23 protein-coding genes are annotated in these 25,186 nt (G+C 40.6%); 7 read left to right on the top strand and 16 right to left on the bottom strand.

Annotation, left to right across the window (positions count from 1 at the left end):
• Positions 1-22: 22 nt before the first annotated feature.
• Together addA and addB are read right to left on the bottom strand one after the other, a co-directional pair.
• On the bottom strand, positions 23-3,727 hold the full coding sequence (gene addA / locus MHB66_RS05150) for a helicase-exonuclease AddAB subunit AddA (protein WP_046310469.1): 3,705 nt from the start codon (positions 3,725-3,727) through the stop codon (positions 23-25).
• Positions 3,705-7,214 (bottom strand): helicase-exonuclease AddAB subunit AddB, encoded by a 3,510-nt coding sequence (gene addB / locus MHB66_RS05145; RefSeq protein WP_046310466.1) that lies wholly within the window; start codon positions 7,212-7,214, stop codon positions 3,705-3,707. Before addB ends, addA begins: the two co-directional genes overlap by 23 nt.
• A gap of 152 nt (positions 7,215-7,366) precedes the next feature.
• Between addB and MHB66_RS05140 the strand changes: the two genes are divergently transcribed.
• Complete coding sequence (locus MHB66_RS05140; RefSeq protein ID WP_046310463.1) at positions 7,367-7,813, top strand: ferritin-like domain-containing protein; 447 nt, start codon at positions 7,367-7,369, stop codon at positions 7,811-7,813.
• Between the two features lie 197 nt (positions 7,814-8,010).
• Here MHB66_RS05140 and MHB66_RS05135 read toward each other — a convergent pair whose 3' ends face one another.
• From MHB66_RS05135 to MHB66_RS05125, 3 genes are read right to left on the bottom strand one after another with little or no spacing between them, the layout of a single operon-like run.
• Positions 8,011-8,421 (bottom strand): DoxX family protein, encoded by a 411-nt coding sequence (locus MHB66_RS05135; RefSeq protein ID WP_034282155.1) that lies wholly within the window; start codon positions 8,419-8,421, stop codon positions 8,011-8,013.
• A 57-nt stretch (positions 8,422-8,478) separates the two neighbouring features.
• On the bottom strand, positions 8,479-9,318 hold the full coding sequence (locus MHB66_RS05130; RefSeq protein ID WP_041117056.1) for a M56 family metallopeptidase: 840 nt from the start codon (positions 9,316-9,318) through the stop codon (positions 8,479-8,481).
• On the bottom strand, positions 9,311-9,733 hold the full coding sequence (locus MHB66_RS05125) for a BlaI/MecI/CopY family transcriptional regulator (RefSeq protein WP_034282159.1): 423 nt from the start codon (positions 9,731-9,733) through the stop codon (positions 9,311-9,313). The genes MHB66_RS05130 and MHB66_RS05125 overlap by 8 nt, the downstream gene beginning before the upstream one ends.
• A gap of 266 nt (positions 9,734-9,999) precedes the next feature.
• Here MHB66_RS05125 and MHB66_RS05120 point away from each other — a divergent pair, with 266 nt between their 5' ends.
• Positions 10,000-11,145, top strand: a complete 1,146-nt coding sequence (locus MHB66_RS05120; protein ID WP_034282161.1) for an AbrB family transcriptional regulator — start codon at positions 10,000-10,002, stop codon at positions 11,143-11,145.
• Positions 11,146-11,183: 38 nt separating this feature from the next.
• Here MHB66_RS05120 and lepB read toward each other — a convergent pair whose 3' ends face one another.
• Together lepB and MHB66_RS05110 are read right to left on the bottom strand one after the other, a co-directional pair.
• Positions 11,184-11,696, bottom strand: a complete 513-nt coding sequence (gene lepB / locus MHB66_RS05115; protein ID WP_041117054.1) for a signal peptidase I — start codon at positions 11,694-11,696, stop codon at positions 11,184-11,186.
• On the bottom strand, positions 11,696-12,313 hold the full coding sequence (locus tag MHB66_RS05110; protein WP_024425492.1) for a TVP38/TMEM64 family protein: 618 nt from the start codon (positions 12,311-12,313) through the stop codon (positions 11,696-11,698). Before MHB66_RS05110 ends, lepB begins: the two co-directional genes overlap by 1 nt.
• 156 nt (positions 12,314-12,469) lie before the next feature.
• Between MHB66_RS05110 and MHB66_RS05105 the strand changes: the two genes are divergently transcribed.
• Positions 12,470-12,832 carry a hypothetical protein gene (locus MHB66_RS05105; RefSeq protein ID WP_034282166.1) on the top strand — a complete coding sequence of 121 codons (363 nt, stop codon included), beginning with the start codon at positions 12,470-12,472 and terminating at the stop codon, positions 12,830-12,832.
• A 68-nt stretch (positions 12,833-12,900) separates the two neighbouring features.
• Here the strand turns inward: MHB66_RS05105 and MHB66_RS05100 are convergent, their stop codons facing one another.
• The 8 genes from MHB66_RS05100 to MHB66_RS05065 all read right to left on the bottom strand — a co-directional run bounded on the left by MHB66_RS05100 (position 12,901) and on the right by MHB66_RS05065 (position 19,681).
• Complete coding sequence (locus MHB66_RS05100; RefSeq protein ID WP_034282168.1) at positions 12,901-13,854, bottom strand: LCP family protein; 954 nt, start codon at positions 13,852-13,854, stop codon at positions 12,901-12,903.
• Between the two features lie 138 nt (positions 13,855-13,992).
• Positions 13,993-14,937, bottom strand: coding sequence for a siderophore ABC transporter substrate-binding protein (locus tag MHB66_RS05095; protein ID WP_046310460.1), 945 nt, complete (start codon positions 14,935-14,937; stop codon positions 13,993-13,995).
• Positions 14,938-14,959: 22 nt separating this feature from the next.
• Positions 14,960-15,718: an ATP-binding cassette domain-containing protein gene (locus tag MHB66_RS05090; RefSeq protein WP_041117050.1), complete on the bottom strand. Its 759-nt coding sequence runs from the start codon at positions 15,716-15,718 to the stop codon at positions 14,960-14,962.
• Positions 15,709-16,659 (bottom strand): iron chelate uptake ABC transporter family permease subunit, encoded by a 951-nt coding sequence (locus MHB66_RS05085; protein ID WP_046310457.1) that lies wholly within the window; start codon positions 16,657-16,659, stop codon positions 15,709-15,711. Before MHB66_RS05085 ends, MHB66_RS05090 begins: the two co-directional genes overlap by 10 nt.
• Positions 16,652-17,602, bottom strand: coding sequence for an ABC transporter permease (locus tag MHB66_RS05080; protein WP_041117046.1), 951 nt, complete (start codon positions 17,600-17,602; stop codon positions 16,652-16,654). The genes MHB66_RS05085 and MHB66_RS05080 overlap by 8 nt, the downstream gene beginning before the upstream one ends.
• Before the next feature lie 161 nt (positions 17,603-17,763).
• Positions 17,764-18,039: a barstar family protein gene (locus MHB66_RS05075; protein ID WP_041117044.1), complete on the bottom strand. Its 276-nt coding sequence runs from the start codon at positions 18,037-18,039 to the stop codon at positions 17,764-17,766.
• 282 nt (positions 18,040-18,321) lie between these two features.
• On the bottom strand, positions 18,322-18,804 hold the full coding sequence (locus MHB66_RS05070; RefSeq protein WP_041117042.1) for a hypothetical protein: 483 nt from the start codon (positions 18,802-18,804) through the stop codon (positions 18,322-18,324).
• 298 nt (positions 18,805-19,102) lie between these two features.
• The gene (locus tag MHB66_RS05065; RefSeq protein WP_041117040.1) at positions 19,103-19,681 is read right to left on the bottom strand and encodes a competence protein ComK; all 579 of its coding nucleotides are present in this window, start codon (positions 19,679-19,681) and stop codon (positions 19,103-19,105) included.
• Positions 19,682-19,970: 289 nt separating this feature from the next.
• On the opposite strand from MHB66_RS05065, the gene MHB66_RS05060 reads away from it, so the two are divergent.
• Entirely contained in the window at positions 19,971-20,207 is a 237-nt protein-coding gene (locus MHB66_RS05060) for an IDEAL domain-containing protein (RefSeq protein ID WP_008348804.1), read from the top strand.
• A 56-nt stretch (positions 20,208-20,263) separates the two neighbouring features.
• Here MHB66_RS05060 and MHB66_RS05055 read toward each other — a convergent pair whose 3' ends face one another.
• A complete protein-coding gene (locus tag MHB66_RS05055; protein ID WP_034282185.1) occupies positions 20,264-21,124 on the bottom strand; it encodes an SDR family oxidoreductase in 861 nt (286 codons plus the stop codon).
• 141 nt (positions 21,125-21,265) lie between these two features.
• On the opposite strand from MHB66_RS05055, the gene MHB66_RS05050 reads away from it, so the two are divergent.
• The 3 genes from MHB66_RS05050 to MHB66_RS05040 all read left to right on the top strand — a co-directional run bounded on the left by MHB66_RS05050 (position 21,266) and on the right by MHB66_RS05040 (position 24,833).
• A complete protein-coding gene (locus MHB66_RS05050; protein WP_041117038.1) occupies positions 21,266-22,798 on the top strand; it encodes an FAD-dependent oxidoreductase in 1,533 nt (510 codons plus the stop codon).
• A 93-nt stretch (positions 22,799-22,891) separates the two neighbouring features.
• Entirely contained in the window at positions 22,892-24,187 is a 1,296-nt protein-coding gene (locus tag MHB66_RS05045) for a globin-coupled sensor protein (RefSeq protein WP_024426546.1), read from the top strand.
• Positions 24,188-24,248: 61 nt separating this feature from the next.
• Positions 24,249-24,833, top strand: a complete 585-nt coding sequence (locus MHB66_RS05040; RefSeq protein WP_024426547.1) for a histidine phosphatase family protein — start codon at positions 24,249-24,251, stop codon at positions 24,831-24,833.
• The last annotated feature ends 353 nt before the right edge of the window (positions 24,834-25,186 follow it).

Below are 25,186 nucleotides of genomic sequence, written 5' to 3'. Positions count from 1 at the left end.
TTCACCTCTCATTCCGATACATTTATAATGAAATTTCTAAATTACCATCAAAGAAATAAAGAATTTTCTCCTCTAATGTTCTGTTTGTTAAACGTTCTACTGCTTTTGCATATAACGCTATTTGAGTTTCATAGCGCTTTTTCAATATAGGTACAGCTGCTTCAAGACCGCCTGTATATCTGCCTTGCACTCTATCTGTTTTATAATCTAGTAAATATAGTTTTCCATCCGTTTCAAATAAACAGTCAATCATCCCTTGAATAAGGACAGGCTCCCCCTCTGCATCAATATGGCTGTATACCTCTTTAACAGGTAACACCATACTAAATGACACTTCTCGTTTCACCCAGTCCGCTTTCCGCAGCTTTTGACCAATAGAAGTAGAGAAGAAAGCTGCAATTCCTTCTTGATCAATTGACTGGACTTGTTCATTTGTTAGCAAGTCTCGCTGCTGTAAGGAATCGAGCAGCTGATGTATACGGATTTCATCGAAGGGCTCGTCAGAAGGAAGCGCAATATGCTGCATGACTGTATGCATTGCGGTGCCTTGCTCTGCGGCAGTGAGTGTTTTTTTCTTCATGAAAGCCGGCCGGTCATACATCGTGGCACGGGCTTTTCGAAGAGAAGAAGGAACACTATACTCATCCTGTATTTCTTTCATTCTTTTTATCTCGGAAACTGACTGCTTTGTGCCGACTTGTGAGGCCGCTAGGTATGGGTATCTCCATGAAAGTCTCTCTGCTACTTTCTCATCAGCATCACCATATTTTTCAACAGGCAGACCTTCCATCAAAGCTTGTACCACCTCGTCCTGCTGCTTCTTTTCAAGTGACATATCTTCTTTTAGAAGATCGGAAGCTTGAGTAAATGAGATCGTGAATGCTGATGGGTGTGACAGAACAACATCACCTGTTTCTTCTAAAATAGATGACATTGCTTGGTGACGGATGAGAGCAGGACCAATAAAATCTAAGTATGTTTTCGATTGATAACGTTCAAAATCAGGGAGGAGCCAGTCCTCTCCGGTTGCAGCATTTTGCCATTTGCTTAATGCCTTCACCTGATTTTTGACAGAGCCGACCAGAAATAATTTCTCCTTAGCCCTTGTGAGCGCTACATATAGAACTCTCAGCTCTTCAGATAATAGCTCTTTCCTCATCTTTTTTTTCATCGCCACAAGCGGTAATGTTGCATAGCTAATTCTCAGCTCTGGATGAATATATTTGCTTCCAAAGCCTAATTCTTTATCAAGCAAGTAGGACTGGTTTAAGTCCATCATATTAAAGTTTCTGCCGAGTCCTGCGGTAAAGACGACTGGAAATTCTAATCCTTTACTGCTGTGGATCGTCATCATGCGAACAACGTCCTCTGTTTCACTGAACGTTTTTGCCGCACCAAGATCATCTCCACGCTCCTGCATTCTTTCGATAAAACGAAGAAAACGGAACAGCCCTCTAAAGGCAGCTTTTTCATACTGCTTCGCTCGATCATAAAGAGCACGGAGGTTCGCCTGTCTCTGCTTGCCTCCAGGCATCCCGCCAACGTAATCTAGATACTGCGTATCGCGGTATACTTCCCAAATCAATTCCGCTACTGAATGATTCATGGAGAAATCACGCCACTTACGCAGCAACCTGAAAAACCGTTCTAGTTTTTTGCATGTAGGGTGATCTGAATGAGTCACACTCATAAATGCCTTCACAGCATCATAATAAGTGCCTTTTTTATCACTCGTGCGAATCAGTGCCATTTCATTTTCGTCTAAATGAACAATTGGTGATCTTAATACAGCTGCAAGCGGGATATCCTGATATGGATTATCGATGACTTTTAACAGAGAAAGAATCACAGACACCTCTGTTGCTTCAAAATAACCGGAGGAAAGATTCGCATACACAGGGATTCCCTGCTTCTTCAATTCCTCCATCATTTGCGGAGCCCAAGGCATGGAGCGAAGTAAAATCACAATGTCCCGATACTGCAAGTTACGGGTCATTTGCTGTTTTGCATCGTACACTTGAAATGGCTGCTCCACCAATTCTCTTATTTTTTTAGCAATGACTCTCGCTTCTAGTTGTACGGTCTCTAGTTCTTCTCGCTCTTCGTCAGTTTCTGCTTCCTGTTGATCTAAATGTACAAGAAGCATTTCTGTCGTTGTATCTTCGCTTTCTGGATAACTAGCTCCAAGCTTTAATTCAGCTTGTTCATCGTAATCAATTTCTCCAACTGTTTCCCCCATCAGCTGTTTGAACAAAAAGTTCGTACTGTCTAACACATCTGAACGGCTGCGGAAGTTTTTATTTAAATCAATTCTCTTCCCTGTTTCTTTGCCGTCTGGTGTAAATTGTTTATATTTGTTTAAAAAGAGCATAGGCTCAGCCAGTCTAAAACGATAAATGGACTGCTTTACATCACCAACCATAAACAGGTTGCCCTCTGCAGCATGTTCCCCTTTAGATACAAGCCTTAAAATCGTTTCCTGTACAAGGTTTGTATCCTGGTATTCATCAACGAGCACTTCTTCAAACTGCTGTTGATAGTACTTGGCCGCTTCTGTTTCAATCAAATTTCCTTCCGCGTCCTGCTCTGCTAAAATGCGTAAGCAATAATGCTCTAAATCCGAAAAATCCACGATTGATTTTTCTTGCTTCGCTCTTTCGAAACGCTGTCCAAATTGGATGACAAGCTCCACAAGTGTTTCGACCACCGGCTTCATTTCAGCTAAACTGTTCAAATGCTGGGCGGGACTGCGCATAAAGTATTCATCTTTGAGCTTTTCTAATTGTTTTTTTGCTTGATTGCGTGCATCTGTGGCTTTTTCTAACAGCACAGGATCATATTCGTCCCCTTTACATGTTTTGAGCCTTTTAAAATTGATGTTTGGCAAAAGCTCGTAAAGCTTCTCAAAATCATCTTGGTGCCTGATTAATTCATTGATCTGCTCTAAATCATCTATAAAATTTTCTGCTCTCGGCGCGGGGCCACCCGGTTCTTTTGATAGGGCGAGAGCTCGTTCGAGCAGTTCAAGACAGCTTCGAAAAACGAGAGAAAGGTCCTCTTTGATATATGGGTAAAACGGTAATTGTTCTACTTTTGTTTGAGCATCTACATCATAAAGAGAAAGGAATGCCCTCATCCATTGTTCAGGTGAAGGATGAGATCTGGAAAACTCATAAATTCTCTTCACAAGCCATTGCAAATCTAAATCATGACGGTCAGAAGTGTAACGATCAACCAGTTCAAAGAACGCTGGCTTTCCAGCCTTATATTCATCCTCAAACAGTTCATCTAACACTTCATCTCCTAATAATTCTCCTTCTGTTTGATCAGCCAAACGAAAGCCTGGATCAAGGTCAATCTCATAGTAAAAGGTGCGCAAAACCTGCAAACAAAAGGAGTGCAGGGTGGAAATATTGGCACGATTCATGAGCGACAGCTGTCTTCTCATATGAAGGGACCCGGGGTTCTTAGCTAATTCCTTTTCAAGTGCTTCTGTGATCCGATGCTTCATCTCTGCCGCAGATGCATTTGTGAAAGTCACAACGAGCAGACGATCCACATCAACTGGATCCTCAGGACGAGTCATTTTTCGAATCAGCCGTTCAACCAAAACAGCTGTTTTACCTGACCCTGCCGCCGCCGCAACAAGGATATCTTGTCCTTCTGAAACGATGGCTTCCCACTGGTCATCCGTCCAAGTACTGTTATTCGGTTTTGGTATTTGCATACTGATCCCCTTCTTTTTTGATCCGGTCTATCACAACATCATCCTTTTCAGATGAAAGCACTCTAAATTCATTATCCTCTATCGATTCATCAAATTGGCAAATAGACTTAAATGAACAAAAGCGGCATGGTGTTTGATCCTTCAATTTATATGGATTAATGGCTACCTCGCCATTTGTAATTCTTTCGCCTGCCTCTTCAAACGTGCGCCGAACATGCTGTGTGAGTATATGGAAATGATCTTCACTTAAAACAGCAGAGTCAGAACGGAAAGACCCATCCTTTTTCAAGCCAGCTTGAATGACTTGTGATCTTCCTGATTCAAGCGTTTGATCCATTAGCTTTACCGCTTCTACATCTTCAAGCAAAAGACCTTTCATTTTAAATTTCTTGAATATTTCCTGCTCGATTTCATCCTCTGCAAGCGGAATCGGTGCTTGAATGAGCGGATCATGAATATGGAAATATAAAATGCCAGCTGGCGTTGCTTCTACACCGAGCCACTCCTTTGAATACGTAATCGTCAGGTCTAAGTATGTGAGCATTTGCAAGGCCAGCCCATAGTATACTTCTGCTAGATCAAGGCCTTTCTCACTCGATTTGTAGTCGACGATTCTCAACAGCAGCCCTTTTGAACCTTCTGCTTTATCCACCCGGTCAATTCTTCCGACAAGCTCCATCGTGCAGCCATTTTTCAATTGAAAAGTAAACGGCGGAAGTGGCCCTTGGCCGCCAAAGCCTAACTCAAGCCCAACGGGAGAAAATCCACTCACTCTTGCATGCTCACTTAATATAGAAGAGACTCGAATCAAGATTTTCTGGAGCTTTTCTTTAATATAAGCATGCCGGTTAGAGCTTAATAGGATTTCCTTTTGAAGACGCGGTGCAAGCTGTTCGATTGCATGTCTTGAATAGTTGACACAGTCATCCTTCGTTAGGTTTTTCCAATCCTTTTTTTGTTCAACAAGCGTATCTGAAATATGCTTTAAGGCCGAGTGAAACAGCTGGCCGATATCGGGTGCTTCCAATTTATAAAATTGCCGGTCCTTTAGTTTTAACCCGTGGGAAGCAAAGTGAGAAAATGCACACGCATTGAATTTCTCCATTCTTGAAACACTGCCTTGAATGTGATCACCATAAAGTTCTTTTGTGACGTTAGGTTTTAAGCGCTTCGCTCGATTTGTAAAAAACAAACTCGACAAGATGTTTTTTGATACATCCCGATGAGATGACGTCATCAAATAATTATAGACACTCCACCATACACCACTGATGGGGTATTGGCTGAGCCATTGCTGCAGCTGCGAGACAGTATACGATAACGAGACATGCTCATTCGCTACAAATTTTAATTGCTCCTTGTCATCCAGCTGTTCCGGGTCTAACACATACAAAGCATGCTCATGATTTGGCATAAGCTCCTGACAATACTTGATAAGAGGCGAAGGCAATAGAGAGCGCCCCTCTTCATCTGACACTGAATAAGACAGATACAAATGATGAGATGGACTCGACAGCGCCTGGTAAATTAAAAATTGCTCATCTAGCAGCCGTTCTTTTCCTGTCTCTGCGAGTTCTGCTCCTGCTCGTTTTAACCACTCCCGGTCATCCTCAGACAAAACACTTTCGTCAGAAGGACGTGCGGGAATAACGCCATCATTTACCCCAATGATAAACATACACTTCACTTGATACATTCTCGATAAATCCATACTTCCGATAAATACTTGGTCGAGTGAAGGCGGAATTAAAGCGAATTTTAAAGAGGCCAATCCTGTATCCATCATCTGTTGGAATAAAGGAAATGAGAGCTCCTCCTCACCGAGCATTTCAACAAATTCATCCATTAATTGAATAACAGCATCCCATACTTGTCCATGCTGCATGGCTTCAGCTAATCTACCTGCTTCTTCAGCTTCCAGCCTAGCCTTTTCAAGTTTATCCGGCACTTGTATTTCCTCTAAGAAGACATAAACTGCCTCTACCATGTCTTTTACCTTTTGCGCTTTTTTCAGCCTTTTTTGCAATTGGAAAACCGGCAGTGCGATCCATTCCTTTACATCATTCAGCATCTGTTCCATTTCAATTTCTTGATCTGTTTGTCCAAAATCCTCATCTAAGGATTGGAATCGCCTGTAATGGAAACGGGAACCGTTTGTCCAGCGTTCTCCTTTTACACCATAAGCAATACAGTAGTTTTCAAGCTGGTCTGCCTGTTCTCTCGCTTTGTTTTTGGCAAGTTCGAGCGGAAATAAGAACTCTGTCTTCACGCAGCGAAACACGGCCTCATAACGCCAGTTTCCTTTTATGACATCCAAGCTTGAACGAATTAATTCAATGAGCGGATGATACTGCATCGATTCATTTCCATCAATAAAAAATGGAATATCGTAATCTCGAAAAACCTCTTTTAACGTATCTTTATAGTCGTCTACATGCCGCGCTACAATCGAAATATCTCGCAGTCTAAGTCCTTCTTCTCTCACTAAATGAAGAATTTCTCTCGCTACTCCCTCAATTTCAGCTCGTTTACTCGCACTTTTAGACACTGTGAGATGAGGGGTTATTTCCTGATATGGCTTCACCGGTCTCTGCTCATATTGCCGTTCTAAATAAGCAAGATCCGGCGTATGAAGATGACGGTTATTTTTCTCCAAAATGTGCTCAGAAATGGACGCGCCGCACTCTTTAGCAAGCTGATAGAGCTGGAAATACGTTTTACCTGTCATACGAAATAAATCAAGTTCATTTGGCTGTTTATCATGATAGGAACGATCCACTGTGAAAGCAGCCGTTATTTTCTCAGCATGCAGCAGAAGCTGTTCAATGACGAGAAGCTGCTGCGGTGTAAATTGATAAAAACCATCTATATAAATGTGTGCTCCTTTTATTTCATCAGATAAAGGAATTTGCTCCGTGAGAAGCGTCAAATAGTCTTCTGAGTGCACATATTCATCTTGTAAATGCTGCTCCATCTGCTGATAAAGAACATGCAGATCATGCAATTTCTCGGCTGCCCGTCTTTCTTCTGTATACTCTGAATGCATGCTCGATAATGAAATTTTTTCAATATCCTCAGGCAGCATGCAATATCTCTTGAACTCAGCCATCGTCTTTTCGATTTGCTCGACAAACCCCGGCTTATCACTCGCTTTTTTGAATACCTTAAACTTTTCTTTCTCCTCTTCAATCACTTTTCTTAAAAGCATTTGAATTCCTGTGCTTGTCACAAATTGCCGGTTCGCTCCGCCAGTCTGCTGTAAAATAGACCAAGCAAGACGCGTGAAACTAAATACTTTGGCCCTGATCATCCCGCCAGCTTCAGACGTTTTTGCAAGCTCGTATTCCATTAAGAATGTCATTTGATCCGGGACTAAAAAAATGATTGGCGGACCCAACGGATCAAGCCGAAGCTGTTCTTTGATTTCCTCTAAGATTGCAGTCGTTTTTCCACTCCCCGATCTGCCTGCTAAAAACTGAATCTCCACGCTCCACAACACCTTTCTTATGTACTCATATTCTAGCGAAAATAAAAGTAAATAGCTATTTTCCCCTTCTCCTTCCTAAAAAGATATAGGCACCTTTCCTTACTCTTCTCATATCATAAACCATCATGAACTCAAAGGAGGCTGGCAATATCATGTATTACGGTTATTACGACTACCCGCCATATGACATGCGCCAAAACACAAGAATCATTTCAGACCTTGAAAAAGCAATCAATGGTGAATATTCTGCGATCCAATGCTACGAAAAACTTGCTCAAAGAGCAAAAACTCCTGAGGCAAAAAAAATCATTCAAGAAATACGCCAGGATGAAGTCAGACACTATCAACTATTTTCAAAGCTGTATTATTCTTTAACAGGTAAAAATCACAAACCAAGCGTAACAGAACCTTGTCCAGATCAATTTAGAGAAGGGCTTCTTTTCGCATTTAAAGATGAACAAAGAACGGTTGATTTTTACTTAAAGATATCAGATTATGTCCGGGATCAAGGAACAAAAGAGCTGATGAAACGTATCGCTCAAGATGAACAGCAGCATGCTGTATGGTTTTTATATCTTTTAACGCACCATGTGTCTTAGATAGTCCTATTTTAATAGGAGATCGTATGTTCCGTCAAAAAATGAAATCGGCTTTTTGTTCATTCAATCTATCAAATAAAATACTATTCTCAATAAATCCCTTATCTCTTTCACTTTTTCAAACGTGAAAACGACAATTTGATAAATAAAAAAACTCCTCTGCCACAAATAGCAGAAGGAGTTTTTTTCATGATCGTTTAATGAAATTTTGCTTCATTGCTTTGCTGCTGATGTTTTAGCAACCCATCAATGGACAGCATCTTACTGCCGCTGAGTGTTAAATAAAGGGCCATGACAAGCAGCGATAGTTCAAATTCATAACCGCCAACAAATCCTTTAGAAAAACCAACCGTAATAATCGCCACAGCCATAATTGGTACAAATAATGCTGCGAAAATACGTGTTCCTAGACCTAAAATCAAGGCGATACCACCGACCAGCTCAATTGTCTTTACAATATAGGCCATAAATTCCGGTACACCGATTTGTCCAAAGAATGCCGCTGTTCCCCCCAGACCTCCTTGATATGCCTGAAGTCCGTGTAGAAAGAAGATAATACCTAAAATAACACGTACAAAAAGTGTTCCTATTTCTTGATTCGTTTTCATATAGTGATTTCCTCCTGTTTTTACACTACATAATGTAATGTTAATAAGTAAAAAAAATTAGTAATTTAGGTTAAGCATAATCATTAAGGCCACCATGAGAATGGTTGATGTGACAATGGGAATGATGGGTACATTGAAAGGAATATTGTATGTTGGATTTAAGATCTTCTGTATTCTTAAATTCAATGCCCGATCTCCAAAGGATACCGCAAACTTCGTTTGTTTTTGAAACTGCGTTCTCTTTTTAATCAGCTTCAAAAGGGCTTGCCCTACTCCAAGCTCAGTGCCTGTCTGCCGAATCGCATAGTCATCTGCGATCACTTCACGAAAAACGGAATAGCTTTGTCTCATATGCTTTAACACTGGAATGTACCAAATGACTTTTGTGAGCATTGAGAATGTGAAAGCCTTTAAAGGATCATAGCTGTATTTGTGGTGTAATTCATGATAAACAACAGCGTCAATCTCCTCTTCATCCAGCATGTCCATGAGAGACGTTGATAAGTAAACCTTTGGGTGAAGCATCCCCATGGCAAAAGCAAGCGGTTCATGACAATGAAACACAATGATGTCATTTGCATATTTCTCAGATAAAGATTCGGTCCAGTGGTAATCGACTGCAAGCATCAGATTTTGCTTGAATTGAATGTACGTTTTGATTTGCTTCGTCATATAGAAAATCGCAAATCCCAGTGTGTAGAGGACTAAAGCATCTAGAAAATATTTCAAAGGAGTGAATCCATAGAATTCGAGAACAGATTGGCATACATGAATAAGATTATATGCTTGATTCCAGCCAAAAAAGCTTGAAAGCACGTAATAACCCATCTGATAAAAAATCGTTAAACCAATCAATATACCGCCTAAAAACAGCAGGCTCGATTTCATTTTATTCATTTTGCTGCTCCTCTTTTTTGGATGCCAGCCTTGCTTCAAGCACTTTGAGTAATTCAGGGTCAGCACTTTCAATTGCATCCACCATATGATTCACTGCCAGTGGACCAAAATCGTCCATCAGCCCTTGGGTAATCCATTTTGTCTGCTCATTTAGAAATTCTTCTTTTGTTAAAATGGGATTATAAATAGATGAACGCCCTTTTGTTTTCTTCTCGACAATTCCCTTTTCGGTTAAGCGGTTCAGCACAGTCATCACCGTGTTGAAATTAATCGGCTTCTCATCTGACAGCTTCTGCTGCACTTCTTTAATCGGCATACCCTCACCTTGATAAAGGATCTCCATAATCCTTCCCTCTAAAGGACCGAAAAAGCGATTCAATCCCTTTTCATTATATTTAAAAGAAGGAATTTTCATGTCATCACCTCACACTAAGGATTGTAGTGTAATTGAAAATGATAGTCAACAGATAACCAAAATAGGGGAAAATCGTTGCATATTACCTTGCTTCTTAGTAAAAATTACGAACCTATTTATATCAATAGGCAATCTGATTCTCGATAAGATAATCTTATGAAATTGGTAAAAAAATTCGTATTTTATTTATAGAGACTTTTGTATTATAGTGAAGATAACAACATTTCACTTACTGAACAAATTTATAGGAAGAAGGTTTACATGTGATGAAACAAGGAAACAGCCTTCGAACCGATCTCATTTTGATCGCGATAAGCGGTTTAGGTGGATTTCTTTTGTCTTTAACAGGAATGTCTATTGGCTGGATGATCGGAACATTAATCACGGCTGCATTTATTGCCATGCGACGTCCCGCCCTGTTTCAGCGTAAAGGAAACAACACCTTGCGTATCCACAGCAGATGGCTACTCCTTGGTCAATTTATTCTCGGAATCGAACTCGGACAGAAAATGAACATGAAAGTTCTTCATATTTTCACTGAACATTGGCTCCCTGTGAGTTTCATGCTCGTTTTTTCTATTCTACTGGCGATGCTCTCTGGCTTTGCCTTATGGAAGCTGAGTAAAACAGATATGCTGACCAGTTTTGTCGGAACAGCACCAGGCGGTTTATCTGCTATGCCAGGGATTGCCCAAGAGGTTGGAGCAAATACAGCCGTTGTCAGTCTCGTACAAACAACACGTGTATTAATGGTGGTACTCACCATCCCATTTACGGTGTTCTATTTAAATACAAAAAATCCAGCGGATGCAGCTGCAACCGTGCAAGGGAGCGCCTTTTCATCCGGCGTTTTCACCCTGTCAAATATCTCGTGGAGTATCGCACTTATTTTAGGTGCCTGGCTTATGTCACGCCTCGCGGTTCGTCTTCATTTCCCTGCCCCTTGGCTGATTGGCAGTATGTTAGGAGTTGCAGCTCTTCAAGTAGGTGCAGGTGCGCTCATAGGTCATGATTTGATTCCTTACTGGCCAGCACAAGCGAATATCGCGTCACAGGTATTTCTAGGTGCAACCATCGGTTCAAAAATGAATAAACAGATGTTTGTCGGGCTAAAAAACACGTTAATTGTGGCCGTCGTCAGCTCAGCTGGACTGATTGCTGCAACGGTTCTCAGTTCAATTGCCATTGCAGAGGTCACAGGCATTTCTGTCATTACAGCCATTCTTGCCTTTTCGCCTGGCGGTATTGCAGAAATGGCAACAACAGCAGTCACACTCCATGAGGATTCAACCTTTGTAGTAGCTGTACAAGTCGTTAGAATCATTCTTGTCATTGCGATGCTGCCACCGTTTTTTCGATTCTTACATCATGTCTGGGCAAAAAGACATCCTGAATATAAAGCCGCAAAATAAAAAAAGAGACGCTTTGCATGTGCAGAGCGCCTCTTCTTTTATTCATCCTGATTTCTTTTGACACCAACTACTTGATCCTTTGAAATCGTTCCAAAATGCCGGCTGTCGAAGCTATGTATTCGGTTATCTCCGATCACGAAGTAATGGTTTTTTTTGATTTTATCTTGTCCTGTGATAGCTTTCAGCTGAAAATCTCCAGTCAGGACATTCCCCATTTTATGTTTTTTCTGCTCTTTTAAATAGGGTTCTTTCCATTTTTCCCCATCGACAAATAACTGATCATCTACATACTTGATCGATTCTCCTGGGAGCCCAATGACCCGTTTGATCAAAATTTGATTTTTGGGTCCGTGAAATAACACATAATCAAACCGGCTAATTTTCGTGAGTTTTGGCGAGAACTTGTTGATTAATAATTCTGTTCCATCTGTAAATGTAGGGTCCATACTAACCCCTTCTACTTTATACTTCACAAACATGAAATTCTTTACCTGGAACAATAAGACGATGCATGTAATAATCATCAACCACAGCAATGGCTTCTTTTTCATTAAGAGCCTCCTTTGTCCTCACGCTTGCTCATTCGAATATTCAACCTATTTTCTACTCTCTTTCCAACATACCATAATAAAACGATAACTAGAACCGCAAAAACACTTCTTAACGGATTCTTTACTAAAGCAGAAAGATCATAACCGATAAAACTAATGATAAAGAGCATGACACACTTACCAGCTAAAGCAGCTAATGAAAATTGCCACATGCTAATTCTTGATAAGCCTGCGACAACATTGACAGCCGCAGAAGGTGTAAAAGGAAAGCAGAGTAAAATAAATAACGGACCAAATCCCCGCTTCTCTACCCAAAGCATCAATTTCTTAATGGAAGGGTGTCTGCTGATAAAGTTCAGCATTCTCATCTGTCCAAATTTTCTGATCAGTAAAAAGACAAGAATAGACCCTGCACTTGCACCGATCCAGGTTAATAAAAAGCCTTCCCAAAGGCCGAATGCATTTGCATTGGCCACCGCAAACGCCACAAGTGGTAAAAACGGAAGAAATGCTTCAATCAGAGGAAGCAATATAGCGACAATTGGTCCAAAAGCCTTGTAGCTTTCAAAAAATGATGTGATATTTTCATGAGTAAATAGAGAAAGAAATGATGTCAACTTGTTTGACTCCTTCAAGGTTTGTCTACATTTCATTTTACATGGAAAACATAAAAATATACAAATGAATCCCACTCGCCCCCTTGAGATTGTTTGACTCATTCGATATAATAAACAAGAACATTTGTTCTATTCATAAAGAAAGCAGGCTTGGACATGACAAGACTATCAAGAATACAGCTTCAGATGATGGAACAGGCCATCTTTCTTCCAATGGTCATCTCCATCCTCAATCGTGACCTGACACACTTAAAACAACATCAAACATTTAAACTAAATGAACCATACATTCAGCTTGTGACCTCTGTGTTAAAGGAAGCACAGAAAGCACTTTACGAACTGAAGCAGCATTTACGTAAAGAAAATATGAAAGTACAGCAAATTGAACACGATGAAGGATTTACAACGTATCTATTTATCATAAATGGCTATGAAGAAAAGCATAAATACTTTAATCCGCGTATACGTCACCGGGTAGAGGAACTGCTGACTGCATATTTTCTGCATCAAGCAAATTAACTTCTTGCTGAAATGCGGCGCGGTACCCATGCAAAAAAAGCCTGCCGCGGCGGCAGGCTCCTTCTTATTTATGATAATTCAAGCTGTTTTCTCAGCTCTGTTCTAACTTCTTCTAATCCTGGTCCATCTAACTCAAAGTAATACACATTCCCAGGCTGATAATCATGGCCCTTTAGCTGAATCGTATCCACTGATTTCAATGAGCTCAGTAATGGAAAAAGACCGATGAACTGTTTCATGGAAAGGTTGGTTGAGACATTATCACCAAGCGTATCAATGATGTTGTCGTATGACGGGATCGAAGAAATCGATTTAGATTTTTCAAATATGGCTTGAAGTGCTTCCATTTGGCGCTTTCCGCGCATGAGATCACTATCAGCCTTTCTCGTTCTCACAAAGGCCAAAGCTTCTTCGCCATTCAATCTATGAGTGCCTGTTTGCACTTGAACTTTTCCCTTTGAATCCTTTTCCATCTGTTTTGCGATGCTTTCATCTTCAATCGTTACGTCAATTCCATTTAGCTCATCCACAATGTCTTGAAACGCCTTAAAGTTCCCTGAAATCACATAGTCTACAGGAATGTTCAACAAATTTTCGACCGTTTTGACTGACAAATCTGCACTCCCAAACGCATGGGCGTGAGCAATTTTATCATATCCTCTTCCCGGTATATCTACATAAGAATCACGAGGAATACTGAGAAGCTTAATGGTTTTGTCTGTTCGGTTCACCGCCGCCAGTAAGACCGCATCACTTCTTGCTTCATCTACCGTTTCACCTGGACGGCTGTCAATTCCAAGCAGCAGCACCGAAAAGCTGTCCTTTCCTGGATCAAAAGCTTTCACACGCTTTTGCGAGGTGTCTCCTCTTTCTAATGATACTTGCGCCTTATTCGACGCTTTTGAAATTTTATAGTATGCGTATCCAGTCACGGACACTGCCATCACCATGACAAATGCCATGATAAACAGCACGGCTTTTACCCAAGGCCTTAGTCTTCTTTTTGATCTTTTTTCCTTCATCCTTTCCGAACCCTCACTCTATCTTAGTCTATCAATGTAGGTTCCACTATAACATATTTTGATGAAAGTTTCCTGCACGCAACATATTTTTATGAATCCACAATAAAAAAGCCGCTCAAGATGAGCAGCTTTCGTTCATTATTTTTGGCTAATACCTTGTTTTACTTCACCAATCATGGCAGATAATGATTCAAGCCCGCCGCCGGATAGATACCACATGTCAGAGTTCAAATACACCACATGGTTGTTTTTGATCGCTTTGACTGATTTCACGTAATCATTCTCAACAAGCTGTTTCGCAGACGTTTCTTCTCCGATCGCTGCGCCTCGATCAACGACAAATAGATAGTCTGGGTTCGTTTTGACCATGTATTCATACGAAATGCTTTGACCGTGTTTATCAGATGGCTCAAGCTTTTGATCTGCCGGTGTGATACCAAACACATCGTGGATGAGACCGTATCTTGACTTAGGTCCGAACGCTGTCATTTTGCTGTCGTTCGCCATGATCACCAGCCCATTTTTCTTTAACTCTTTTGCTTCTTTCTTTAAAGCATCCACTTTTTGATCAATGGCTGCAAGTTCTTCTTTAACTTTGTCTTCTTTATCAAAAACCTTGCCTAAAGTTTTGGCATTCTTTTTAAATGATTCCATATAATTGGCATTGTCTACATCCATATAAATCGTAGGGGCAATATTAGAAAATTCATCGAATGCATCTGCTTGACGGTGCTGGATAATGATTAAATCCGGCTTAATTTCTGCAATTTTTTCAAAGTTCGGCTCTTTTAATCCGCCGACATTTTCATATTTGTCTCCTTCATATTTTGATAAATATTTAGGCACCGCTTGTTTCGGTAAAGCTGTTACATTCACACCTATTTTGTCTAAAGTATCAAGACTTCCCATATCAAACACGACCACTTTTTTCGGGTTTTTCTTGATCTTTACACCATCTTTATTCAGCATGTCTTTTACCGTCACAGTTTCTTCTTTAATTCCTTCTGTTTGTCCTTGATTTCCGCAGCCAGCGAGTACCACGATCGCTGTTAATACAGTCATTATCCATATCCATTTTTTCATATGTGATCACCTCTTCATTTTTTTAAGAAAAATATAAGCAAATGCGCTCACCACGAATAACTTCAATCGGTATGCGCATGTCATAAATTTGTTCAAGTGCATCTGTTTGAATCACTTCGTCCACTCCACCTTCTTTAATGACCTGTCCATCTTTTAAGGCGACGATATGATCGGAATACACAGAGGCAAAGTTAATATCATGAAGAACCACAACAATTGTTTTCCCAAGATCTTTGACGAGCTGCTGAAAGAGCTTCATCATCTCGACAGAATGATTCATATCCAAATTGTTTAAAGGCTCATCTAAGAAAATATAATCTGTATCCTGCGCCAGCACCATTGCAATAAAAGCTCTTTGTCTTTGTCCACCGCTCAGTTCATCTACATATTGATGCTGGATATCGGCAAGCTTCATGTATTGGAGGGACACATCAATCATCTTCTCATCCTCTTTTGTCAGATGACCCTGCGAGTAAGGGAAACGGCCAAAGCTGACAAGCTCCCGAACGGTCAGCCGCACATTCATATGATTGGCCTGCTTTAAAATACTCATCTTCTTTGCAAGTTCCTGCGGAGGGTATGCACTATATGGCTTGTCTTCTAAATAAGCTGCACCTGAGTCTGGCTGAATCAGCCGGCTCATGATGGATAAAAGCGTGCTTTTTCCCGCACCATTCGGACCAATGAGAGACGTCAGCTGTCCCTTTTTCACACTGATCGTTGTGTCGTGAAGCACTGTTTTTCCGTTATACGCCTTACTGACGCCCTTCATCAAGACCATGAACGACTCTCCTTTAACAGTAAATAAATAAAATACAGTCCGCCGACTAAATCAATCAACACACTAAGCGGCGTTTGAAAAGTAAATACCTTTTCTACAAGAAATTCCCCGCCTACAAGGGCAATCACGCTGATAAAAAAAGAGCCTAATAGCAAGTATGTATGCCGGTATGTCCGAAAAAGCTCTCGTGCGACGTTTACGGCAAGTAAGCCGAGGAACGTAATTGGTCCGACAAGTGCCGTTGCGATAGACACAAGGACAGCTATCACGATCAGCATCTTTTTTGTGATGCTGTCATAGTCAATGCCTAGATTTACCGCATGCTCCTTACCAAGAGACATGACATCTAATTTGGAGCGGAATGTCAAAATGTAAACACACAGCGCCGCAAATAAAACAGAAGCAATCAGTAAGATGTCCGTGTTCATGTGATTAAAGCTTGCAAACGATTTATCCTGTACGACCTGATATTCATTCGGATCGATCAGCATTTCCATAAACGAAGAAAGACTTTTGAACAATGTCCCAAACACAATTCCAACAAGCAGAAGTAAGAAAATGTGTTTATTTTTGCGTTTGAACATGACTGTATACAGCAGTACAGAAAATAGAATCATCAGCCCAACGCAAAGGAAAAAATTAAGATTCTTATTGACGATCATTAAATGAGTCGACCCAAACACATAAATAATCGCTGTTTGCAAAAACAAGTACAGTGCGTCTAAACCCAATATGCTCGGCGTTAAGATTCGATTGTTGGTCAAAGTTTGAAAGACAACAGATGAAAAGGCAATCGCGCCTCCCGTTAATGTCATCGCAAGCACTTTCTTTAAACGGCTTGGGACTGTGTACGGCCAGTACCCCATTTGAAAGGTAATAAAAATTACGATCAACACGGCTGCAATGGCTGCAATTAGACATAATATACGTTTCTTATGCATAGCGTTTCCTCCTTAATAACATGTACAGGAAGATCGCACTCCCGATGATGCCTACCATGAGCCCAACTGATATTTCATATGGATAAATGATCACCCTTCCGAGCACATCACAAATCAGAACAAAAATAGCTCCTAGTAAAGCTGTATGAGGGAGGCTTTTTTTCAAGTGATCGCCGCGATAGATCGAAACAATATTCGGAATGATTAATCCAAGGAATGGCAGCATCCCGACAGTTAAAATGGTGACAGACGTAATCATTGAAACGATCACCAAACCAACTGCCATCACACGTTTATACGTTAAACCTAAGTTGACAGCAAAGCTCTCGCCCATGCCTGCCACTGTAAAGCGGTCAGCATATAAATACGCAATGATCAATAGTGGAACGCTCACATAGAGCAGTTCATAACGCCCTTGGACAATAAGAGAAAAATCCCCTTGAAGCCATGCGGATACGTTTTGGATCAAATCATATTTATAGGCTATAAACGTAGATATTGAACTGACAATCCCCCCAAACATTAAGCCGACTAATGGTACATAAATCGTATCGTTCACCTTGATATGCCGCAGGATTTTTAAGAAAAGAAGATTTCCAGCTAAAGTAAATAGAAACGCAATCCCCATTTTCATAAGCGGATTCGCATGTGTAAAAACAAGCATTGCTGCTAAAATACCAAGCTTCGCCCAATCCATCGTTCCTGCAGTGGTTGGTGAAACAAATTTATTCCTCGTCATGCTTTGCATAATAAAGCCGCATAAACTAAGGCTCATACCAGCAAGCACAATACTCACGAGACGCGGGAGGCGGCTTGAAACTAACGTGTGCACTTGTTCATCTGTTAAATGAAACAGTTCTAAAATGGACAGATCCTGTACACCGACAAACAGAGATATACATGCCAAACATACAAATAACAAACTTAATTGATACAACTTCATACAGGTTTCTCACTTTCTATCAAGCTCTATCCGCCATAAATGATTATCATTATCAATTAAGCGACAGTTCATATATTATCACATCTAGTGAAATATTCAATAGCAGTATAAAAAAGACGAAAACTCAAAAAAACAGCCTGCGGCAGCGGCTGCTTTTTCTCTTATTGAATATTCAATTGAAATCGTCCATTCAGTTCTTCTTCTGCTTCTTGAAATAACTGACGCAAGTTCTCAGCATAATCACCAAGAGCGTCTTTGCTCGTTTGAAAATTCACCCATGTCAGTTCAACTGGAAGAGTCACCTCTCCTGTCAAACAGTCCCAAAGGGCATCAAGGTTTTTCCCATAATAGTCAGGAAGGTGTAAAACTGTTTTTAGCTGGTCATGAAGCTCTTCTTGCGACCTGCACGCTGCGCCATCAAGCTGCACTTTTTTCATGTTCATCTTCCCCTCTCTTCTCTATATTTTAAACGAATTGGAAGAGAAAGAGAAAGATGGACATCTTACTTTTGTTTCTGCCTGACCCCTGAGATCAACAAAATGAGGAAGGCAGCAAAAGAAGCTGGCGTTGGCATTTATCCATTAAGTCCTTATTGTTTCGAAAGGGATTACTGCTAGAATTCGCCTGTACGGACGAAAGCATGATTCAAGAGGGCGTACGCCGTTTAAAGAAAATCCTTCACATCTAAAAAAGCCTGGAAGGTTTACTTCCAAGCTTTTTTAGGATGATTGCTGAATCTGACCTACTTCTTCCATAAATGCGGCTGTCTGCTGCAAGCCATCCTGAAAATGAAGGGTAGCGGAAATAAACAGCTTTTCTTGATCAGGATGCTTCAAGAGCTTTTCCACCTTACTGATCCCTTTTTCAAATGAAGCAAGGCCTGTCTTTAATTGTTGATCGGCCTTTTGATAAGCAGCTGGAACTTCTTGATGATCAAGCCCTTTTTGAATCACACGATCAAATGCTTTCGTCGCTTCTGTCAATTTTTTATTTGTTTGGATCTTTCCATGTCCATCTGAGATAAACTGATCGGTCATATTTTCATATGCTTTATTTAACTCATCCATATAAGACTGCACCCATTGTTCATAAGCAGCTTCTTTTGTGTCTTGCTTTGAAGGCGGCTGACCTGCTTGCTGACAGGCTGCTAGTAATGTCAAAGTTAGGATAAATAGCAGCACCAAATGTGATTGTTTTTTCATACAGAGCCTCCATTTCTTCATCCCATTCGTTCATATCGGTCAAATATAAGCATCCTTTACCACATAAGATTTCTTTTATTGTAACAGACAAGCTCGTGTCTCTTCTGTGATTTATGGATAAATGAATGAAAATATGTCTAAGGATTCACATTTCCCTGTCATTTCCCAAACAACCAATAGACGACGAGACATACGTATTTGGTTTCAATGAATTCTTCTTTATGATGTAGCGGCGCCTTTTTGCATTTCATTCATGCTGGATAAGAGGTCCAGCGGCTGCTCTGCCGCTGGCTTTTGACTAATATTTGTTTCGAAGCTCCCTTAATATAAAATCGTATACGAGATTGAGCTGCTGTTCTTTTGGATACAGCATAAATTCTTGTTTCTTCGGAAGACCTCCATCGAGACGATCTTGAAATTTCGTTCGGAGATATGCTGTCCGGTGCACCTGACTCTCAAATGATTTATATGAGACATCAAGTTTGACGGCTTGCTCGTTTGTAAAGGTGACCACCGTGTCTCCGAGGGATGATTCTTGGAAGGTATGAATGTATTTGTGGGAGATCCAGCCGCACTGAGGACGGTTGGATGAATAGGTTGGGAAAAAATACAGATGATTGGATGAGTCAATCACAATTGGGGGTTTGTGAGAAATTCCTGTTACTTCGTATGTTCCCGCCTTTCTGCCTGCATAGCTTGAGCCGAAGAATCTGCAGCTGCGTTCAATAATTTGCAGGGGCTTTAATTCAACGTAAAAGCTTGTCTCTCTTTCTATAACTTTTGAATATACTCTTTTTCCTTCTTCAACTGGAAGGACCGCCATTGTTGTTTGATTAATGACGTATGAATCTAAAGGTGTTTCACTAATTCCTGACACTTCATTTCCTCCTGTGTTAATATTTGGTTATTTGAGATACTATTAATCTATCACCAACATATAAGAAACGACAGGATTTTTTCAAAATTTATTAAAAATCATCTTTTTATCATATTTTTTAGTCCATTCGATCTATCGAAAAGCCATTTTTAAAGATATATCACATCCTGTCGATTGGACAAGAGGTGTCGATTCTGCTCAAAAATAAATTGTCTAAAAATTATAAATTTTTGTTGATTTTTTCTCCGCCAATCCATATACTATAAAAAAGGCATCGGGGGGATTCTTTATGAAAGAGAAAAAAACGTATGCTGAGCTCATGAAGTCCCGCAACACCCAAAAAACCGAAGAAAACGGCGTCACCATTTTAGACATCTATATTCAAATGGTTTTAGATGAGGCGCTTTATAAACAGCGCTTAACCTTCCTAAGAGAAGAGATTGATAAGGCACTGGATCAGCGTGATGAAAAGCGATTCAATGACTTGTCAGCTCAATATGCAGAACACTGCTTACATCAATCATGATGATTTTACTTGCGGCAGAGAGACAGTAACTCGTCTCTTTACCGCAAGTTTTTTGTTTATCCATTTAAAATGGTCCCGCCATTCACATGCAGCATTTGTCCATTCATATAAGATGAGTCTTCGCTCGCTAAAAATAAATAACTTGGCGCAAGCTCTACTGGCTCACCAGGACGTTCCATTGGGACATCTCCGCCAAATTCAGAGACTTCTTTTTCCGTAAAGGTTGAGGGAATCAGCGGTGTCCAAATAGGACCGGGAGCTACTCCATTCACTCTAATCCCTTGTTTAATGAGCGATAAAGATAATGATCTCGTAAAGGTGACGACCGCCCCTTTTGTGGATGAATAATCGATCAATGTTTCATGCCCTTTATAGGCGGTGACAGAGGCTGTATTAATGATACTGCTTCCTTTTTTTAAATGAGGAAGAACAGCCTTTGTTAAATAAAACATGGCAAAAATATTCGTTTGAAACGTCCGAAGAAGCTGATGCGAGGTAATTTGCTCAATGCTTTTTTGTGGATGCTGTTCCCCGGCGTTATTCACCAAAATATCAATGGAACCGAAGGCATCTTTTGTTTTTTTGACGACCTCATTAGAAAAAGCCTCATCCCCTAAATCACCTGCAATTAAGATGACACGGCCTCCCGCTTTCTCAATATAGTCCTTCGTCTCCTCGGCATCACGATGTTCACTTAAGTAAACAATGGCGACATTGGCACCTTCCTTCGCAAATAAAACAGAGACTGCTCTTCCAATCCCGCTGTCTCCACCTGTCACAATGGCTGTTTTTCCTGCTAACTTTTTATTCTGCACCTCACGATCAAAGACAGGTCTAGGGTTCATTTTATATTCAAGACCCGGACGTTCATTTTGGTGCTGAGGCGGTAATGTTTTCTTCGGCTGCTTTGTTGACACGTTAGTCCACTCCTTCCTTTTATCTTGTTTATTTTTATGTGCTGGCTGCTTTTTTATGTATGACGCCCCTGTTTCCTTTCAGATGTATGATTTTCAGCATTGTGGAAAAATTATACACAACAAATCATTGGAGGCGACAACATGGAACAAGAACATAAAGGAATGGAACAGGCAAAATCGTTATGGCTGGCGGATAGTCAGAAGCATTCTTTTCCTGCTGTCAGTGAAGATCTCACAGCAGATGTGATCATTGTCGGCGGCGGTATTACCGGTATCGCTGCGGCGTTTGAAATGACAGAGCGAGGACTAGATGTGATCATCATTGATGCCGAACAATTGCTGCAAGGCACGACCGGACACACAACGGCTAAAATCACCTCACAGCATGATGTGTACTATTATGAGCTGATTCAACAAATTGGGATGCCAAAAGCACGTTTGTATGTAGAAGCAAATGAGAAAGCAAAAGACCTCATTCAAGCTCGTATCAAAGAGCACGACATCGATTGTCAGCTAGAGATAAAAGATGCTTACCTTTATACAAAGGAAGAAAGCGGTGTAAAAAAGTTAAAGAAGGAATTAGATGCCTACAAACAGCTTGGTATTGACCGGGAATGGAAAACAAAGCTTCCTTTTGACGCTGACATTAAAGCAGCCCTTGCGATGACCAATCAGGCACAGTTTCATCCCCTTCATTATCTCAATGCGCTAATCGACAAGCTCCTAGAGCGAGGTGTACGTATCTTTGAACAAACAACCGCTGTTGATGTAAAAGAAGGGAACCGCCCTGCTGTCGTCACAAAAAGCGGATATCATCTGACAGGGCGCTATGTCATTTCATGCTCACACTTTCCTTTTTATGATGGAAAAGGACTTTATTTCACCCGTATTCATCCAGAGCAATCCTATGTCGTAGCAGCTAAAACAACCAAACCACTCACAGACGGAATGTACCTAGGAATTGACCAGCCTGCTCACTCTTTAAGAACGGCAGAATGGGACGGAGAAGAAGTAGTCCTCATCGGAGGAGAAGGCCATAAAACAGGACAAGGCGGAGATGAATCCGCTCACTATGAAGGACTAGAAACGTTTGGAGATGCCACCCTCGGAATAGAAGAAGTGCTGTATCGCTGGTCAACCCACGATATGGTCACAATGGATCAAATCCCTTACATTGGCCGCCTGACCAAACACCACCAGAATATCTTTGTAGCAACCGGCTTTAGAAAATGGGGCATGACTACAAGCCACGTCGCTGCCACTCTTATCGGTGATTTAATTGAAGGTAAATCGAATCCATACGAATCAATCTTTACGCCATCAAGACCTGTTACTGACTCTTTCGTCAAAGATTTCGTTAAAGAAAATGCCAATGTCGCTGCCAAGCTGATCAGTGGTAAATTCAAACGAACTGATCAAACAATCGATGATTTAAAACCAGGTGAGGGCGGCATTATCTCGTATGAACATAAAAAGTGCGGCGCCTATAAATCAGAGGATGGGAATGTCTTTCTAGTCGATACAACATGTACTCACCTAGGCTGTGAAGTGGCTTGGAATAATAGTGACCGCACTTGGGACTGTCCGTGTCACGGTTCACGTTTTTCCATTACTGGAGAAGTAGTAGAAGGCCCTGCTAAAAAACCACTAAAAAGGTCATATAAAGAACAGTAAAATTTCACTCGTCCCCCCCTTTAAAAAATCCAATATTATCCGATAAAAAACATAAAGTCTGATATTTTTGATGATTATGGGGGGACAAACACATTGTTATTTAAAAAAGAACCGAAAAGAAAAAACACTGCTTTTTTCACACAGCAGGATGATGGGATAAAACGAATCAACTTCTCGAACAATACGGACATCGCCAAACAAATCAAAATGATTGACCTGACGCAGCATGACCTATTGATATTAAAGCAGCTCAATCCAATTGTTCAGGATGATATTGCACATATTGTTGATAAGTTTTATAAAAATTTAGAAGTCGAGTCTTCCTTGATGCATATCATTCAAGACAATAGTTCTGTCGATCGTTTGAAAAAAACACTCCGCATTCATATTAGCGAAATGTTTGCAGGCGTGATTGACGAAGCCTATGTGGCAAAACGCATTAAAATTGCGCAAGTTCATTTACGGATTGGACTCCAGCCTAAATGGTACATGGCAGCATTCCAAGACCTTCTGCTATCAATTATGGATTTATTCGCTAACCATATCCAAGATTTCAAAGAATATCAGACAGCGGTCAAAGCGACGACGAAAATTTTAAATTTAGAGCAGCAGCTTGTTCTAGATACATTCCAAAATGAATATTCTAAAATTCGTGATGAAGCAGAAGAGCAGCAGCAGGAGCTTCATACAAAAATCACAGAGACTTCAAATTCGCTTGCTTCGCTCTTCTCAAACACAACAAGTGCGGTCGACAAGCTTGTCTCAAAATCGGATGAGATGGCGGACATGTCACAAGCTGGAACACAAATTTCAGCACAGGTCGAAGAAAAATCAATCGGCGGTAAAAAAGAATTAGAAATTCAGCAAACACAAATGAATCAGATTGATGGCAGCATGACGAAGATTGAAACAGAAATTAAGCGTCTTGAGGAAATCGCCAAACAAATTGAACAAATCTTTGGGATTGTCACAGGCATTGCAGAGCAGACGAACTTGTTATCTTTAAATGCTTCAATCGAATCTGCACGAGCAGGAGAACATGGAAAAGGCTTTGCTGTCGTTGCAAACGAGGTGCGCAAATTATCAGAGGACACAAAGAAAACGGTTTCAACTGTATCTGAACTTGTCAACAATACCAATTCACAAATCGCCATTGTCTCTCAGCACATTGCGGACGTGAATTTACTTGTGACAGACAGTAAAGAAAAAATGACACAAATCAATTCACTCTTCGATGATATCGTCAGCAGCATGAACTTAAGCAAAAACCAAAACGGAAAAATTGAAATTGACCTTCAGACTTTCCTTAACGAATTGAAGGAAGTCAAACAAACGGTGTCTCAAGTTGCAAGCTCCGTCGAATCCTTAACAAGCCTGACAAATCGCTAATACAGTCTTTTTTCTTCTGCTTTAGTATAATAGAAGAAAAGATAGAAAAGGCGGGATTTGATTGACAACAATTTGCCTAGTCAGACACGGGGAAACAGATTGGAATGCAGCGAAACGAATTCAAGGACGAACAGATATCCCTTTAAACGACACAGGTAAATGGCAGGCTGAACAAACTGGACTTTACTTAAAGGATGTCCATTGGGATGTTGTCATTTCCAGTCCACTAACAAGGGCAAAAGAAACGGCACACTTGATTTTAAATCATGTCCATGCTCCACTTGTCATCATGGATGATTTTATAGAACGAGATTATGGTGACGCTGAAGGCATGTCGTTTGAGGAGCGTCAGAAGCTGTTTCCAGATAAACAGTATCCAAATATGGAACCAATTGAGACGATTCAAAACCGAATGCTAGAAGGTATTGAGAAAGTCAGAGCCGCCTATCCAGATCAACATGTCCTGATCGTGGCTCACGGAGCTGCTATCCATGCTTTACTCACCACTTTGGCAGATGAACATATGGGGCTACAGAACACGAGACTTGTTAATGCTTGCTTAAATTATGTGGAATGGTCAGATGGTAAATGGAAGGTCCGTGATTACAACGTGGTCAGCCATTTAACTCAATCCGCCCCTTCTTAAAGAGCCTGTTATCTGAGCAGGTTCTTTTTTATGGCAAAAACAATGATAAAATAATATTTTTTTATATCGAAATTCGAAATAGATGCTAGACGATTCTACCTATTTTATGGCTTTTCGGGTATCGAATATTTAACCGGAAATGGATCATGAGAAAAAAAGCACACTCCCTTTTTAATAGAACATCGCTGAAATGATAGAATAAACATATTTTACCACCAGTTCCAAGTGACTTAATTCCCCAATTTTCGCTAGGACTTTCACAAAAATTCGGGTCTACTCTTATTTGCCTACTTCCCTTAAACTGAATATACAGAATAATCAAACGGTTCATTCTTATAGACTACGGATGATTA

This window comes from Bacillus sp. FSL L8-0167, from assembly GCF_038630295.1.
GTDB classification, from domain to species: Bacteria; Bacillota; Bacilli; order Bacillales; family Bacillaceae; genus Bacillus; species Bacillus safensis.
Note: the sequence above shows the minus strand (reverse complement) of the source record. Positions and strands in the feature narration are given on the sequence as shown.